Origin of the sequence: Serratia sp. EWG9 (assembly GCF_019913725.1) — a bacterium.
In the GTDB taxonomy this organism is placed as follows: Bacteria; Pseudomonadota; Gammaproteobacteria; order Enterobacterales; family Enterobacteriaceae; genus Serratia; species Serratia ureilytica.
Map to the genome: position 1 here is coordinate 159662 of NZ_JADNRO010000002.1, position 13998 is coordinate 173659.

The following is a 13998-nucleotide window of genomic DNA, read 5'->3' on the forward strand; positions in this document are numbered from 1 at the left end:
ATGGATTTTAAAGTGACGAGAGGGTTGCTGCTTTTGGCTGGATTATTTTTCTCTATCACGGCGGTGGCAAAGCCTGTTCAAACCGACGAGACCGCCTCATTGATTAACCAGCGATTGTCTTACATGAAAGACGTTGCCGGGTATAAGGCAAACAACCATCTGGCCATTGAGGATTTGCCTCAGGAAGCCAACGTATTGGCCAACTCAGTCCGCGAGGCGGAAGCATTGGGATTGGATGGCAAGTCGGTGGCTCCTTTTATACAGGCGCAAATGGATGCGGCCAAAGCGATTCAGTATCGCTACCGGGCAGACTGGCTGTCGGCGCCGGAAAACGGCTGGCAGCCTGAATCGCTAGACAGTGTGAGAGCGAAAATCAGCCGGTTGAATACCCAGATTTTGACCAGCGTCAGCAATAAATTGAAGAAAGGCGAGCGCTTTAATGACAGGTTTGTTTTTATGAAATCCCTGGAACAAACCCACCTGAAAGTTGGCGATAAAGAACGCCTGTGGCAGTCATTAAAGCGAATTGCGTTGAAAGGGTAATCGCCTGCCTTTGTTCTGGCTGAATGCGCTCGATGTGTGGTTTCGGGCGCATTCTCCTCGCGGGCGGCCAGCTGGATGATGGCGTCGAAAGGCCCCTCTGGCGAGGGAAAGCCCGGCGCCGGCCTCCATCACTCCACCAACGCCAACCCGGCCACGCGGCGCCAGTAGCCGTTGCAGTCGGCGTGGTCGGTCAAGGCCAGCGGCTGCTCGCCGAGCTCGTTGGCGCGGAAGGCATCGATCTGCGCCAGCGTCTCGGCGCCCTGCGGCGACAGCCGCACGATGTCCACCAGCCCTTGCATGTTCGGCAGCTCGTTGCCGAGGTTATAGCAGTAACCGCTCATCGTCTGGATGCCGTTGAGTACGAACACCTGTTGTTGTTCCTGCGAACGCATCATGCGGCCCTGCGGATACTTGATGCAGCAGGTTTCGCACTCGTCCTTGCCGCGGTTCTCCGAGCGGGCGGTGAAGCAGCGCGCGGAATAGGCCAGCGGCAGATGGCCGTAGCTCAGCACCTCCACCTCGAAGTCGTGGCGGAAGCCCAGCTCGTCGCACTGCGTCAGCAGATTGGCCAGCCAGTCGCGCGACAGCTCGACCGGCATGCACCAGCGGATCATGCCCTGACGGCGCAGCAGGCGCAGGGTATAGGCGTTGTAACAGTTCAGCGCATGGCCGGCGACGAACGGCAAGCCGCGCTCCGCCGCCATGTTCACCGCGCCCAGATCGTTGGCTTCAAACAGGAAATCGCCGTTTTCCACATAGCGTTTCAGCTCATTCAGTTCGGACGGCGCCTGCAGCAGCGCCAGCGTGGAGATCACCACCTGTTTACCACTGCGGGCGATTTCGCGCGCCAGCGCCAGCCAATCGCCGACCTTCATCTCGCGGCGCTTGGCGCAGACGCTCTCGCCGAGATAAATGATGTCGGCGCTGCTGTCCGCTGCCTGTTGATAGAACGTTGCGATGTCGTTTTTCGGCCAGTAGTAGAGTACCGGCCCCAGTGCGTATTTCATGTTTCCTCCGGCTACTGCCATTTGCGGTGATAGGCGCCCAGCGTGGTTTGGGTGCCTTCGGACATCGCGCCCAGCGTCTCCATCCAGGCGGCGTCGGCGCGGTAGGCGGCCGGATCGGCCTGGCAATGGTCGATCGCCTGGCGCCAGACGCGCGCCACCTGGCTGACGTAAGCCGGGCTGCGCTGGCGGCCTTCGATCTTCACCGAAGCGATGTTGGCGGCCAGCAACTCCGGCAGCAGCTCCAGGGTATTGAGGCTGGTAGGCTCTTCCAGCGCGTGGTAGCGCACGTCGTCCACCAGATAGCGGCCCTTGCACAGCGTCGGGTAACCGGCGTTTTCGTGGTCCTGATAGCGGTCGATCAGCACGTCGTTCAGGCGCGACTCCATGCCCTGCGGGGTGTGCTGCCAGCGCACGAAACGCGCCGGCGAACAGGCGCCGACGGTGTTCGGCGACTCGCCGGTCAGGTAGGAGGAGAGGTAGCAGCGCCCCTCGGCCATGATGCACAGGCTGCCGAAAGCGAACACTTCCAGCGGCACCGGGCTGGTGCGCGCCAGCTGTTTCACCTGGTGCATCGACAGCACCCGCGGCAGCACCACCCGGCCGACCTCGAAGTTGCGCTGGTAGAAACGGATCGCCTCCTCATTGGTGGCGGAAGCCTGTACCGAAACGTGGCGCTCCAGCTGCGGGTAGCGTTGGGCGGCGTATTCCAGCATCGCCAGATCCGCCAGAATCAACGCGTCGGCGCCCAGTTGGGCGGCCATATCCACCGCGCGCTGCCAGCGGGCGTAGCCGTCGGGATGGGCGAAGGTGTTGATGGCGATATGCAGTTTGCGGCCGTGGCGATGCACGTAATCGACCGCTTCCTGCAGCTTTTTCTCGGTGAAGTTGAGGCCGGCGAAGTGGCGCGCGTTGGTATCGTCTTTCAGCCCGATGTAAACGGCATCGGCGCCGTTATCCACCGCGGCCTTCAGGGCCGGCAGGTTGCCGGCGGGACAAAGCAGCTCCATAGATTTATCCTGGCTTAGCCGTACGCCGGCCGGGCGCACGCTGTCTTTAAAGGTTGCCGACGACGGTGTTCCGCCGGCAAACGCGAATCGGGGAGGCCATTTTAGGCAAAGGGGCGCGCACGGGTTTTGATTTGAGGCAGCTTATGGCGTATTGATAAACATGGCGGTGAAATGCACTATTTGTTGATATAGACCGCTGAAGCCGCGCGTCAGTGTGGCAAAATAGCGGTAGTCCGTATTGAAAGGAGTGGATGACCGTGTTGGAACAACTACGAGCACGTCTTGTGCGCCAGGGGCCGTCGCTGCTGCGCATCCCGCTGAAATTCACGCCGTTCGCTCTGCAGCGCCAACTGCTGCAACAGGTGCTGAGCTGGCAGTTCCGCCAGGCGTTGGCGGATGGCGATCTGGAATTTCTCGAATCGCGCTGGTTAAAGATCGAAGTTCGCGATCTGGCGCTACAATGGTTTATGACGGTAGAAAACGACAAACTGGTGGTCAGCCAGCACGCCGAAGCGGACGTCAGCTTCAGCGGCGACGCCAACGATCTGATCCTGATCGCGGCGCGTAAGCAAGATCCGGATACGCTGTTCTTTCAGCGTCGGCTGCAGATTGAAGGGGATACCGAATTGGGCCTGTATGTGAAAAATTTGATGGACGCCATTGAGCTGGAAAGCATGCCTGCGCCGCTGCGCATGGGGCTGTTGCAGTTGGCTGATTTTGTCGAAGCAGGGCTGCAGGAGGGCACGGCGTCGGCTTCCCGTGTGGCGGCATCATGCTGATCCGCGTAGAGATCCCGGTAGATGCGGCGGGCATCGATGCCTTGCTGCGCCGCGCCTTTGGCCGCGACGACGAAGCCGACCTGGTGCAGCAGCTGCGCGAAGACGGCCTGCTGACGCTGGGCGTGGTCGCCACTGACGACGAAGGCGGCGTAGTGGGTTATGCCGCGTTCAGCCCGGTAGACGTGGCCGGCGAAGATCGCCAATGGGTGGCGCTGGCACCGCTGGCGGTAGATGAAAGCCTGCGCCGTCAGGGGCTGGCTGAAAAGCTGGTGTACGAGGGGTTGGATTCGCTGAACGAATTCAGCTACGCCGCGGTGGTGGTGCTGGGCGATCCGGCCTATTACGGCCGCTTCGGTTTCCAACCGGCCGCCGCCTATGGCCTGAATTGTCGCTGGCCGGACACGGAAAGCGCATTCCAGGTGTATCCGCTGGCGCAAGACGCTCTGAATGGCGTCAGCGGCGAAGTGGCGTTTTCGGCGCCGTTTAATCGCTTTTAACGACCGGCAATAGATACGCCAACGACAGCGGCGGGTGATTCACCAGCCGCTCTTTTTGTATTTTGCTCAGCTGTTTGAGTGAACAATTCAGTTCATCTGTCGTGTCTATGCGTCGCAGTGAGACGGATGGTGATACCAAACAGGAGCCAATAATTCCCCCCTAAAATGTAGAAATGCCACCTTATTCCATTCTTGATTGCTGAACCCTTTTTTGAATGTCAATTTTAATTTATTGATTTAAAACAATATTATTAAACGCTTTAAAAAAGGCTTTTTTAAAAGATATGCCGATTTTCTTCCAACAATCAGCTGATTAGCGCTAAGATTCAACGGTGCACTGCCGTACAGGCAGCTTAGAAACGCACGTCGTTTGACAGATCCACCAGCAACGTGTGCACTGCCGTACAGGCAGCTTAGAAATTGCTCAATAAGCCAAGACAAAACGCCTTGCGGTGCACTGCCGTATAGGCAGCTTAGAAATTCGGCGGCCGGCCGCGAGCGTCTTGCCATCAGTTCACTGCCGTCCAGGCAGTTTGAATAGTAGGGATAAAACTTTACCGACACCTGTTAACCAGTAAGCAAATACGCCAACGACAGCGGCGGGTGATTCACCAGCCGCTCTTTTTGTATTTTGCTCAGCTGTTTGACGCGGTATTCCAGCTTCAGCGCCGTTGAGCGATCCCCCACCTGGCAGTGAAACGCCAGCGTCAGCTCCCCTTTACCGCGCAGCGCCTTGGCGCCTTTGCCGGCTTGATGTTGCGCCAGGCGGCGCGCCACGTCGGTGGTGATGCCGGTATACAGCATGCCGCTCGGTAAACGCAGCATGTAGAGGTGCCAGGGAGTGGGGGTAGTGTCGGTCATCGTACGCCGTTTCGGTGGCCAGGGTCGGCGTATGATGGCATGTTCGCCGTCACAATCCCATCCCCGGCCGCCGGAGCCTTACCGCTTTACCCCTTTTTTCCCGCCAGCTCGAAGCGCGGCGAGACGATGCCGTACAGCGTCCAGCCGAGGAAGGTGGCGATGGCGCCCCACATCATCGCTTCCTCACCGGAGCTGTAAAGCGCATAGAAGCTGTACAGCGCGCCGATGCCGGCGATGATATTGGCGATGCGCGCCTTGTTGTCCGGTACCTTCGCCACTTTCTGAATAATGACCAGCGCCGCCATCGACAGGATGTAAGGGATGATGTTGGTCACCACCGCCAGGTTCACCAGCACGTTGAACTGTTTGTTCAGCGACGGGCTAATGGTCATCAGAGACAAACCGCTCTGGATGACGACGATGGTCAGCATGCCTTTAACCGGCGCGTCGGCCTTGCTCAGCTTGGAGAAGATTTTCGGGAAGAAGCCGCTGTCGGCGGAGGATTTGAACACCTGGGCGATGGTGAACTGCCAGCCGAGCAGCGAGCCGACGCAGGACATCACCATCAACGCCATGATGATCTTGCCGACCGTCGGATTGAACATATGGGAGAACGCCAGCCCGAACGGGGCGGTGGAGTTGGCCAGATCCATGTTCGGCACGATGCCGGCGATCACGTTGGTCGAAACGATATAGATCACCGCCGCGCTGAGTGTGCCGCCCAGTACGGCGATCGGCACGTTGCGCTCCGGATTTTCCACCACGTCGGTGTTGGCGCAGGCGGATTCCAGCCCCAGGAACGCCCACAGGGTCATTGAGATCGAGGCGCCAATGGCTTCGAAGGTCGGCACCTGATGCGGGTTCCAGGCGGCGACGTAGGCGCTGCCGCTGAACCAGTACCAGCCGATGACCGAGATGCCCACCACCGGAATGATCACGCCCCAGACGGTGATGCCGCTGATTTTGCCGGTGATGCGCGCGCGCCGAAGTTAGCGACGGTCGCCAGCCACAGCACGCCGATGGTGGCGATACAGATACCGAGCGGGCTGAGCGTGGTGTCGAACAGCTCGGTGCCGTAACCGACGGCGGAAATGGCGATGGCGATATTGGCGATCAGCAGCGAAACGCCGTAGGTGTAGTTCGCCATGAAGTTGCCTGATTTACCGAAGGCGTATTCGGCGTAGCCGCCCATGCCGCCGGATTTACGGCTGAACATGCCGCATTTGGCGAACGCGTAGGCCAGCGCCATCGAGCCGACGGCGGTCACCAGCCAGGAAACGATCGAAATCGTGCCCACTTCGGCCAGCTTGGTCGGCAGCATAATTATGCCGGAACCCATCATATTCACGGCGGTCAGGATCGTTAATTGCACGACCCCCATTTTATTGTTGGACTTACTCATGATCATTTTCTCTTTTAGGATGCGATCCGGGCGGCGAGAATAATCGCCGCCCCGTAAGGTGATTAATTTTTCATGACGTAGCCGTAAGCGCGGTTCCAGCCGTCCTCATCCTGTTGGATATAAACGCCCTGCAATTCCGGCGCGAATCCCGGCAATAAGTTGATGCCTTCTTCCAATGCCAGGAAATAACGCTGCGCGGCGCCGCCCCAAATTTCACCGGGCACCACGCACAGCACGCCAGGAGGGTAAGGCAGGGCGCCTTCGGCGGCGATGCGCCCCTCGGCCTTGGCCAGCGAGACCAATTCCACGTTGCCGCGTACAAACTCGGTATTGGCGTCCTGCGGATTCATCACCACGCGCGGGAAATAACTTTTGCGGAACATCTCTTTTTGCAGTTCTTTAACGTCGTAGCTGACGTAAAGGTCGTGCATTTCCTGGCACAGCTGGCGGATGGTGTAGTTTTTGTAGCGCTGCTGGTGGTTTTTATAGACCGCAGGCAGCACCTCGCTGAGCAGGGAGTTTTGCTCGATGTGCTTCTCGAAGCGGGCGATCAGGGCCACCAGGTGTTGCATCTTGGCGATGTCTTCCGCCGGCGTCAGCAGGAACAGGATCGAGTTGAGATCGCATTTTTCCGGCACGATGCCGTTTTCGCGCAGGTAGTTGGCCAGAATGGTCGCTGGGATGCCGAACTCGCTGTAGCTGCCGGTCGCGGTATCGATGCCCGGCGTAGTGAGCAGCAGTTTGCACGGATCGACGAAGTACTGCGATTCGGCATAGCCTTCAAAAGCGTGCCATTTTTCGCCGGGCACGAAGTTGAAGAAGCGCAGATCGTTGGCCATCGCCGCGGTGTCATAGGCTTGCCACGGCTTGCCGTCGATCTGATCCGGCACGAACGGTTTGATCATCGTGCAGGTATCCAGCAGCATTTTGCGCGCTTCGATGCCCACGCGCACACATTCTTGCCACAGGCGCTGGCCGCTCTTGCCCTCGTGCATCTTGGCGTTGACGTCCAGCGCGGCGAACAGCGGATAGAACGGGCTGGTGGAGGCGTGCAGCATAAAGGCGTTGTTGAAGCGCTTGTGGTTGCAGTAGCGGCTCTGCCCCTTGATATGCTTGTCTTTTTTGTGGATCTGCGAGGTTTGCGAGAAGCCGGCCTGCTGTTTGTGCACCGACTGGGTGACGATGATGCCGGGATCGTTCTCGTTCAGCTCCAGCAGCAGCGGCGAGCAGTCTTTCATCATCGGAATGAACTGCTCATAGCCCACCCAGGCGGAGTCGAACAGGATGTAATCGCACAGGTGGCCAATCTTGTCGACCACCTGACGGGCGTTGTAGATAGTGCCGTCGTAGGTGCCGAGCTGGATGATCGCGAGGCGGAACGGGCGGGCTTCGTTGGCGCGTTCCGGCGCCACTTCGCGGATCTGCTGGCGCAGGTAGCGCTCGTCGAAGCAGTGCGCGTCGATGCCGCCGATAAAGCCGAACGGGTTGCGCGCGGTTTCCAGATAAACCGGCGTGGCGCCGGCCTGGATCAACGCGCCGTGGTGGTTGGATTTATGGTTGTTGCGGTCAAACAGTACCAGATCGCCGCGCGTCAGCAGGGCGTTGGTCGCCACCTTGTTCGAGGCCGAGGTGCCGTTGAGCACGAAGTAGGTCTTGTCGGCGTTGAACACCTTGGCGGCGTGCTGCTGCGCCGCGCAAGGCGCGCCTTCGTGGATCAACAGATCGCCCAGTTTGACGTCGGCGTTGCACATGTCCGAACGGAAAAGCGTTTCGCCGTAGAAGTCGAAGAACTGGCGGCCCGCCGGATGTTTGCGGAAGAACTCGCCGCCCTGGTGGCCGGGGCAGGCGAAGGTGGCGTTGCCCATTTCTACGTATTGCGTCAGCGTGTTGAAGAACGGCGGCAGCAGCTCGCTCTCATATTTTGCGGCGGCGGCCTCCAGCTGTTTGCCGTAGAACTGGGTATTCTTGCCGCACAGCTCAAACACACCATGCAGCGCCGGCAATACGGCGTTATCCAGCTCTTCTTCGCAGCAGACGGCGACGAACAGCGGAATGTTCAGGCCGTGCTCTTCGATGCGCGCCACCATGCCTTGCGCGACGTCGTCTACCGACAGCACGATGGCGGCGACGTCATTAAAATCGCTGTGGTGCACATCGACGATGTCGCGTTCAGTTTCAAAGCAGCCGAGGGTGTGGGTGTTGGCGGCAATTTTTAATTTTTTCATTTTTCTCATTCTTCAGGCAAAGGCGCGCGTCGGCAAATAATTCCATTTGCCGCTAACGCCTTCACGAAAATAAAGGTGTACGAGAACCCAGCGATGCCCTAAGACATTAACTGTGTTCTTGGTTTTATTTTTCTTGGAGGCTCTTTTACGGTATTAAAAATGTATTGCGCGCCCTTCCCGGTTTGCGGGGGAAAGACATTATCACCGGAGTGCGGAGAATAAAGTGAAACGCAAAGACACTCTTAACAACGGCGTAAGAGCGAGGGGGTGAGGGTTATCTGTAGTTGAAGAATGCGAAACTAAAGCAGCTGCGATGAGCCATCATCATAATATGGGTTGTGCGCCTGATGTGCGCCATTTTTCGGTTATTGTTTTCCATTTTCTAATCCACCTTGCTGAGTGAAAAGATGGCGCTATTTTAACGCAAGATGGGCAGAAAATCGTGATTTTCATCACATAAATGCCGGTGTTTATAAATAACTATTCATTGATTATGCAGTGGGTTGCATAAACTGCGGCCAGGCAGACAAATGAGCATGTAAATAAATTGCTAATCGGCGCCGGGCAGACGCGCTAAATTTGCGTGCCGTCAGGATGGGAATAAAAGAATGGCGCAATTAATCGGTTGCCTAACGATCAAATAAATCCGGTTTGTTTTTTTTATGTTATAAACCCGCTCGATGCTGAAATGAGTAAAAATACAGATATTGTGATTTTATATTCGAATGGGATTTTTGGTGATTATCGTTATTTGTGACTCGCTTCAACAACGCAGGGTAAGATGAAGTGAGTGAACCGGGAGGCGAGAAACCTTGAATACCCCAGAACAACGGCAACAGATTGCGGATTTCATCGGCAAGCAACACGTCTTGACGCTGTGCGCCGGCGACGGTCTCGACATGTGGTGCGCCAACTGTTTTTACGTGTTCGACACCGCGACGATGGCGCTGTGGCTGATGACCGAACCGCACACCCGCCACGGCGGGCTGATGCTGAACAACGGCCGGGTGGTCGGCACCATCGCGCCGAAGCCGAAAAGCATCGCGCTGATCCGCGGCGTGCAGTACCGCGCCGAGGCGGTGCTGCTGAGCGGCGAAGAGGCTGAGGCGGCGCGCGCGCGTTACTGCAAGCGCTTCCCGATCGCCAGGGCGATGAAGGCCTCGGTATGGCGGCTGGATCTGCACGAGGTGAAGATGACCGACAACACCCTCGGCTTCGGCAAGAAGCTGCATTGGGCGCGGTCTATACTTTAAGTCGACGTATTGATTACAACGGGAGATCGCATGGCGCGAGCACTGTTAGTCGGCGCAACCGGGCTGGTGGGGCGCGAGTTGCTGCAGTTGTTACAAAGCGATCCGCAGATAACGGCCATTGTGGCGCCGACGCGCACGCCGCTGCCGCCGCACGGCAAGCTGACCAACCCGGTCGGCGATGCGCTGTTCGAGCTGCTGAGCGGCCTGCAGCAGCCGGTCGATCTGGTGTTCTGCTGCCTGGGTACCACCCGCCAGGCGGCGGGCAGCGCCGATGCCTTCCGCTACGTCGATTACCAACTGGTGGTGGAGAGTGCGCTGACCGGCCGCCGGTTGGGGGCGCAGCACTGTCTGGTGGTGAGCGCGTTGGGCGCCAACGCGGATTCCACCTTCCTGTATAACCGCACCAAAGGCGAGATGGAGCAGGCGCTGCGCGAACAGCGCTGGCCGCGCCTGACGCTGGTGCGGCCTTCCATGCTGGTGGGGGATCGCCCTGCGCCGCGCCTGATGGAGCGCCTCTCGCTGCCGTTGTTCAGGCTGCTGCCCGGCAAATGGCGCGCCGTCGCCGCCAAAGACGTGGCGCAAACGCTGCTGCAGCAGGCGTTCACGCCGGGCGAAGGGGTCAGGGTGCTGGAGTCGGATCGGCTGCACTGCTACCGAGGCTGACGCTGAGGTGGTCGAACGCCAGCTCCAGCCCGGCGGGCAGCTCGTTGTCCAGCAGCCATCGATCGAGATGATGGCTGATGTGCGTCAGCAGCGTGCGCTTGGGCTGCAGCAACCGCTGCGTCTCCTGCGCGCGGGTCAGGTCGTTGTGGTTGCGCGGCGCCTGCGGCTGAGGCGGCAGGCTGCAGTCGAGCACCAGCAGATCCAGCGCCACGTTCTGCAAATAGTCGGCGGTGGCCGGCGGCAGGCCGACGGTGTCGGTCAGGTAGGCCAGCGCAGCGCCCGCCGCCTGGATCAGATAGCCGTGGGTCAGTTTGGAGTGTTGCAGCGGCAGCGGGGTGATGCGCATGCCGCCCAGTTCGACGGTGGCGAAGGGCGCCAGCGGCGGCTGAAACGCCAGAATGCCCGGGTGTTTGAACAGATCGTCGCAGCCCTGTTCATCCGGTGGGCCATACACCGGAATGGAATTTCCGCACCCCCAACGCAAAGGAAATAACCCCTGAACGTGATCCATGTGGTAATGTGTCAGTAAAAAACGTTGAATTTGCCCCGCCGAAAATCGCCGCTCCAAAGCCGGTAATCCCGCATCCAATAAGGTCGTTTCCCCCTGATAGTTGAGCATGGCGCTGCACGCGCGCCGCCGAAATGCCGGTTCGCGCCGCGCCCGTTGGCAGATCAGGCAGTCGCAGCCGAACACCGGCACCTGCTGCGCGCCGCCGGTGCCGAGAAAGGTCAGTTGCATCGCTCCCCCTCCGTTAAAGGTACTTCTGCGCAAAGCGGTTGATGTCGCGAAAATCCGCCAGCCGCGCCTGCAGCGTGGCGTGATCCCAGTGCCACCACTGGCTGCGTTCGATACGCTCTATCAGCGCATCGTCGAAGCGCATGCCGATCTTCTTGGCCGCCACGCCGGCGACGATGCTGTAAGGCTCCACGTCCTTGGTGACCACCGCTGCGCTGCCGATCACCGCGCCGTTGCCGACGCTGACGCCCGGCATCAGGATGGCGTTATGGCCGATCCACACGTCGTGGCCGACGGTGACGTGGTGCTCGCGCCGCCAGTCGAAGAACGCCGCGTCGTCTTCCCCCAGCCCGTATTCGGAAGCGCGATAGGTGAAGTGGTGCTGCGCAATGCGCTGGTAGGTCGGGTGGTTGCCGGGATTGATGCGCGCATAGGAGGCGATGGAGACGAACTTGCCGATTGTGGCGTAAAAGATCTGGTTGTGCCCGGCGGTGTAGGAGTAGTCCCCCATCTCCACCTCTTCCAGGATCGCATCGTCGGCCAGATGCACATACTGGCCGAGCCGGGTGCGGTTAAGGGTCACGTTGTCGCCGATTTTCGGCTGGGCAAAGTCGTTCATGGCGTTGCATCCTGAGCTTGTCGGGTGGCGGTAGGCAGCAGCGCCAACAGCGCCGCCAGGGTATCGTCGAGTGGGCCGTCGTTGTGCAGCACCCGGCAGCCGGCGGGCAGACTCTGCTGATATTCCGCCGCCCGCGCCAGCCGCTGCTCGATCTGTTCAGCGCTTTCCCGTCCGCGATCTTGCAGGCGCCGGCGCAGGATCGCGGCGTTGACCTGCAGGCATACCGGCAGCAGCTGCGTACCGTAGCGCTGCTGCGCCTGCGGCAGGTGGGCGCGCGAACCGTTGACCGCCACGTCGATCCCCTGCAGCAGCCAAAGATCCACTTCGATCCCGAACGCGTAGCGCTGCTGGTGCGCCTGCCAGTCGAGCGCGAACAGCCCCTTGGCGCGGCGGCGCAGAAATTCGGGTTCGCTCAGCGCGATGTGATTCTCGCAGCCGGCGTCCGCCGGCCGGGTGATGTAACGGTGCGCCACCAGCGGCGCGCGGTCGGCGTCGGCCCGCAGCGCGGCCAGCAGGCTGTCCTTGCCTGCGCCGGAAGGCCCCATCAGATAGATGAGCCGCGCCATCAGAACACCTGCCGGCCCTGGCGCCACACGTTCTGCACGTAAACGTGCTCGCCGTGCGGCCGCGCCAGCACCAGATCCGCCCGCAATCCTTCGGCGATGGTGCCGCGATCCTGCAGATCCAGCGCCCGCGCCGGGTTGCGGGTGATCATGCGCACCGCCTGGGGCAGATCGTAGGCGTTGCGCTCGTCCGCCGCGAGGCGAAACGCCGCGTCCAGCAGGCTGGCCGGGTAATAATCGGAAGAGAGAATGTCCAGCACGCCCAGCGCCGCCAGGTGGTGCGCCGCCACGTTGCCGGAGTGGGAGCCGCCGCGCACGATGTTCGGCGCGCCCATCAGCACCTGCAGGCCCTGCTGGTGCGAAGCGCGGGCGGCCGCCTCGGTGGTGGGGAACTCGGCAATGGCGCTGCCGAGCGCGCAGGATTCGGCCACGTGCGCGGCGGTGGCGTCGTCATGGCTGGCCAGCGAGATGCGGCGCGCGCGGCAGTGGGCGGCGATCGCCTCGCGGTTCGGCGCGGCCCAGCGGGCGGACAGGGCGACCTGCTGCGCCTCGTACTCGCTCATCTGCTGATCGTTGAGGTGGTATTTGCCCTGATAATATTCGCGGTACTTTTCGCGCGAGGCGAACTGGCGCTGGCCCGGCGAGTGGTCCATCAGCGACACCAGCGACACGCCCGGCTTGTCCATCAGCTGTTCGAACAGCGGCAGCGTGCTCTCGTGCGGCAGCTCGCAGCGCAGGTGCAGCCGGTGCTCGGCGCGGTTCACCCCGGCGCGCTGGCTGTGGATCACCGCGTCGATCATCTTCTGCAGGTTTTCCAGCCGGTGGCCGCCGTCGCGCACGTCGCCGATCGCCACCGCGTCCAGCACCGTGGTGATGCCGTTGGCCACCATCAGCGCGTCGTGGCTGCTCATCGCCGAATGGGCCGGCCAGTCGACGTTCGGGCGCGGGGTAAAGAACTTATCCAGGTTGTCGGTATGCAGCTCGATCAGCCCCGGCAGCAGCCAGCCGCCGTCGCCGTCCAGCGCCTGCGGCAGCCGGCTCGGGCCGTCGGCGAAGCTGCGGATCACGCCGTCCTGCATCTCCAGCGAGCCTTGCACCACCTGGTCATCCAGCACCAGCTTAACGTTATTGACGATCATCAGAGGGCCTCCAGCGCCTGCATGTCATAAAGTCGGTCGGCGACCTGTTGGCGGACGCCTTCATCATGGAAAATGCCGACGATCGCCGCGCCGCGCGCCTTGGCGCGTTCGATAAGCTGCACCACCGCCGCGCTGTTGCGGCTGTCGAGCGAGGCGGTCGGTTCGTCCAGCAACAGAATGGGGTAATCGACGATAAAGCCGCGCGCGATGTTCACCCGTTGCTGCTCGCCGCCGGAGAAGGTGGACGGCGCCAGCGGCCACAGACGCTGCGGCACGTTGAGCGCGGCGAGCAGCGCTTCGGCGCGGTCGCGGCATTCGGCGCGCTCGACGCCCTGTTCCAGCAGCGGCTGCATCACCACCTCCAGCGCGCTGATGCGCGGGATCACCCGCAGGAACTGGCTGACCCAGCCCAGCGTATGGCGGCGCACCGCCAGAATCTGGCGCGCGTCGGCGCTGACCATGTCCAGCCAGTCGCCCTGGTGGTTGATCCAGATATGGCCGCTGTCCGGCAGGTAGTTGGCGTACAGCGAACGCAGCAGGGTGGATTTGCCGCTGCCGGAGTGGCCGTGCAGCACCACGCATTCGCCGGCGTGGACCGTCAGGTTGGCGTCGTGCAGCACCGGCAGGCGGGTGCCGTACTGCTGATGCAGCACAAAGGTTTTACTGAGATGTTCAACTCGGATTTGCATAGTCATCTGTTATCG

Annotated in this window: 15 protein-coding genes and 1 pseudogene; 5 read left to right on the forward strand and 11 right to left on the reverse strand. The window is 60.7% G+C overall.

Going from position 1 to position 13998, the window contains the following annotated elements:
- Window positions 1-543, forward strand: coding sequence for a chorismate mutase (locus ITX55_RS06215; protein WP_042783539.1), 543 nt, complete (start codon window positions 1-3; stop codon window positions 541-543).
- A gap of 128 nt (window positions 544-671) precedes the next feature.
- Here ITX55_RS06215 and ITX55_RS06220 read toward each other — a convergent pair whose 3' ends face one another.
- Entirely contained in the window at window positions 672-1550 is an 879-nt protein-coding gene (locus ITX55_RS06220) for a U32 family peptidase (RefSeq protein ID WP_108680091.1), read from the reverse strand.
- An 11-nt stretch (window positions 1551-1561) separates the two neighbouring features.
- Window positions 1562-2557: a peptidase U32 family protein gene (locus ITX55_RS06225; RefSeq protein WP_108680092.1), complete on the reverse strand. Its 996-nt coding sequence runs from the start codon at window positions 2555-2557 to the stop codon at window positions 1562-1564.
- Between the two features lie 251 nt (window positions 2558-2808).
- On the opposite strand from ITX55_RS06225, the gene ITX55_RS06230 reads away from it, so the two are divergent.
- The gene (locus tag ITX55_RS06230; protein ID WP_169539846.1) at window positions 2809-3336 is read left to right on the forward strand and encodes an SCP2 domain-containing protein; all 528 of its coding nucleotides are present in this window, start codon (window positions 2809-2811) and stop codon (window positions 3334-3336) included.
- Entirely contained in the window at window positions 3330-3833 is a 504-nt protein-coding gene (locus ITX55_RS06235) for a GNAT family N-acetyltransferase (RefSeq protein WP_089192488.1), read from the forward strand. The genes ITX55_RS06230 and ITX55_RS06235 overlap by 7 nt, the downstream gene beginning before the upstream one ends.
- Before the next feature lie 567 nt (window positions 3834-4400).
- Here the strand turns inward: ITX55_RS06235 and ITX55_RS06240 are convergent.
- The 4 genes and pseudogenes from ITX55_RS06240 to speFL all read right to left on the reverse strand — a co-directional run bounded on the left by ITX55_RS06240 (window position 4401) and on the right by speFL (window position 8700).
- On the reverse strand, window positions 4401-4694 hold the full coding sequence (locus ITX55_RS06240) for a GIY-YIG nuclease family protein (protein ID WP_147838199.1): 294 nt from the start codon (window positions 4692-4694) through the stop codon (window positions 4401-4403).
- 86 nt (window positions 4695-4780) lie between these two features.
- Window positions 4781-6096, reverse strand: a pseudogene (potE, locus tag ITX55_RS06245) (putrescine-ornithine antiporter).
- A 62-nt stretch (window positions 6097-6158) separates the two neighbouring features.
- Entirely contained in the window at window positions 6159-8321 is a 2163-nt protein-coding gene (gene speF / locus ITX55_RS06250; RefSeq protein WP_164106804.1) for an ornithine decarboxylase SpeF, read from the reverse strand.
- A gap of 274 nt (window positions 8322-8595) precedes the next feature.
- A complete protein-coding gene (gene speFL / locus ITX55_RS06255) occupies window positions 8596-8700 on the reverse strand; it encodes a leader peptide SpeFL (RefSeq protein WP_004933443.1) in 105 nt (34 codons plus the stop codon).
- 433 nt (window positions 8701-9133) lie between these two features.
- On the opposite strand from speFL, the gene ITX55_RS06260 reads away from it, so the two are divergent.
- Window positions 9134-9574, forward strand: a complete 441-nt coding sequence (locus ITX55_RS06260; protein WP_069100496.1) for a YhbP family protein — start codon at window positions 9134-9136, stop codon at window positions 9572-9574.
- A gap of 30 nt (window positions 9575-9604) precedes the next feature.
- A complete protein-coding gene (locus ITX55_RS06265; protein WP_149542701.1) occupies window positions 9605-10237 on the forward strand; it encodes an NAD(P)H-binding protein in 633 nt (210 codons plus the stop codon).
- Here ITX55_RS06265 and phnP read toward each other — a convergent pair.
- From phnP to phnL, 5 genes are read right to left on the reverse strand one after another with little or no spacing between them, the layout of a single operon-like run.
- Window positions 10194-10976 carry a phosphonate metabolism protein PhnP gene (gene phnP / locus ITX55_RS06270; protein ID WP_060438165.1) on the reverse strand — a complete coding sequence of 261 codons (783 nt, stop codon included), beginning with the start codon at window positions 10974-10976 and terminating at the stop codon, window positions 10194-10196. The genes ITX55_RS06265 and phnP overlap by 44 nt on opposite strands.
- Window positions 10977-10989: 13 nt before the next feature.
- Window positions 10990-11592 (reverse strand): DapH/DapD/GlmU-related protein, encoded by a 603-nt coding sequence (locus tag ITX55_RS06275; protein WP_015376431.1) that lies wholly within the window; start codon window positions 11590-11592, stop codon window positions 10990-10992.
- Window positions 11589-12158 carry a ribose 1,5-bisphosphokinase gene (phnN, locus tag ITX55_RS06280; RefSeq protein WP_108680095.1) on the reverse strand — a complete coding sequence of 190 codons (570 nt, stop codon included), beginning with the start codon at window positions 12156-12158 and terminating at the stop codon, window positions 11589-11591. The genes ITX55_RS06275 and phnN overlap by 4 nt, the downstream gene beginning before the upstream one ends.
- A complete protein-coding gene (gene phnM / locus ITX55_RS06285; RefSeq protein WP_108680096.1) occupies window positions 12158-13294 on the reverse strand; it encodes an alpha-D-ribose 1-methylphosphonate 5-triphosphate diphosphatase in 1137 nt (378 codons plus the stop codon). The genes phnN and phnM overlap by 1 nt, the downstream gene beginning before the upstream one ends.
- A complete protein-coding gene (gene phnL, locus ITX55_RS06290; RefSeq protein WP_223084904.1) occupies window positions 13294-13989 on the reverse strand; it encodes a phosphonate C-P lyase system protein PhnL in 696 nt (231 codons plus the stop codon). The genes phnM and phnL overlap by 1 nt, the downstream gene beginning before the upstream one ends.
- Window positions 13990-13998 lie beyond the last annotated feature (9 nt).

Excerpts from the sequence above, each read along its gene's own strand:
- ITX55_RS06215 (WP_042783539.1), top strand. The coding sequence starts at position 1 with ATGGATTTTAAAGTGACGAGAGGGTTGCTGCTTTTGGCTGGATTATTT.
- ITX55_RS06220 (WP_108680091.1), bottom strand. The coding sequence starts at position 1,550 with ATGAAATACGCACTGGGGCCGGTACTCTACTACTGGCCGAAAAACGAC.
- ITX55_RS06225 (WP_108680092.1), bottom strand. The coding sequence starts at position 2,557 with ATGGAGCTGCTTTGTCCCGCCGGCAACCTGCCGGCCCTGAAGGCCGCG.
- ITX55_RS06230 (WP_169539846.1), top strand. The coding sequence starts at position 2,809 with ATGACCGTGTTGGAACAACTACGAGCACGTCTTGTGCGCCAGGGGCCG.
- ITX55_RS06235 (WP_089192488.1), top strand. The coding sequence starts at position 3,330 with ATGCTGATCCGCGTAGAGATCCCGGTAGATGCGGCGGGCATCGATGCC.
- ITX55_RS06240 (WP_147838199.1), bottom strand. The coding sequence starts at position 4,694 with ATGACCGACACTACCCCCACTCCCTGGCACCTCTACATGCTGCGTTTA.
- speF (WP_164106804.1), bottom strand. The coding sequence starts at position 8,321 with ATGAAAAAATTAAAAATTGCCGCCAACACCCACACCCTCGGCTGCTTT.
- speFL (WP_004933443.1), bottom strand. The coding sequence starts at position 8,700 with ATGGAAAACAATAACCGAAAAATGGCGCACATCAGGCGCACAACCCAT.
- ITX55_RS06265 (WP_149542701.1), top strand. The coding sequence starts at position 9,605 with ATGGCGCGAGCACTGTTAGTCGGCGCAACCGGGCTGGTGGGGCGCGAG.
- phnP (WP_060438165.1), bottom strand. The coding sequence starts at position 10,976 with ATGCAACTGACCTTTCTCGGCACCGGCGGCGCGCAGCAGGTGCCGGTG.
- ITX55_RS06275 (WP_015376431.1), bottom strand. The coding sequence starts at position 11,592 with ATGAACGACTTTGCCCAGCCGAAAATCGGCGACAACGTGACCCTTAAC.
- phnN (WP_108680095.1), bottom strand. The coding sequence starts at position 12,158 with ATGGCGCGGCTCATCTATCTGATGGGGCCTTCCGGCGCAGGCAAGGAC.
- phnM (WP_108680096.1), bottom strand. The coding sequence starts at position 13,294 with ATGATCGTCAATAACGTTAAGCTGGTGCTGGATGACCAGGTGGTGCAA.
- phnL (WP_223084904.1), bottom strand. The coding sequence starts at position 13,989 with ATGACTATGCAAATCCGAGTTGAACATCTCAGTAAAACCTTTGTGCTG.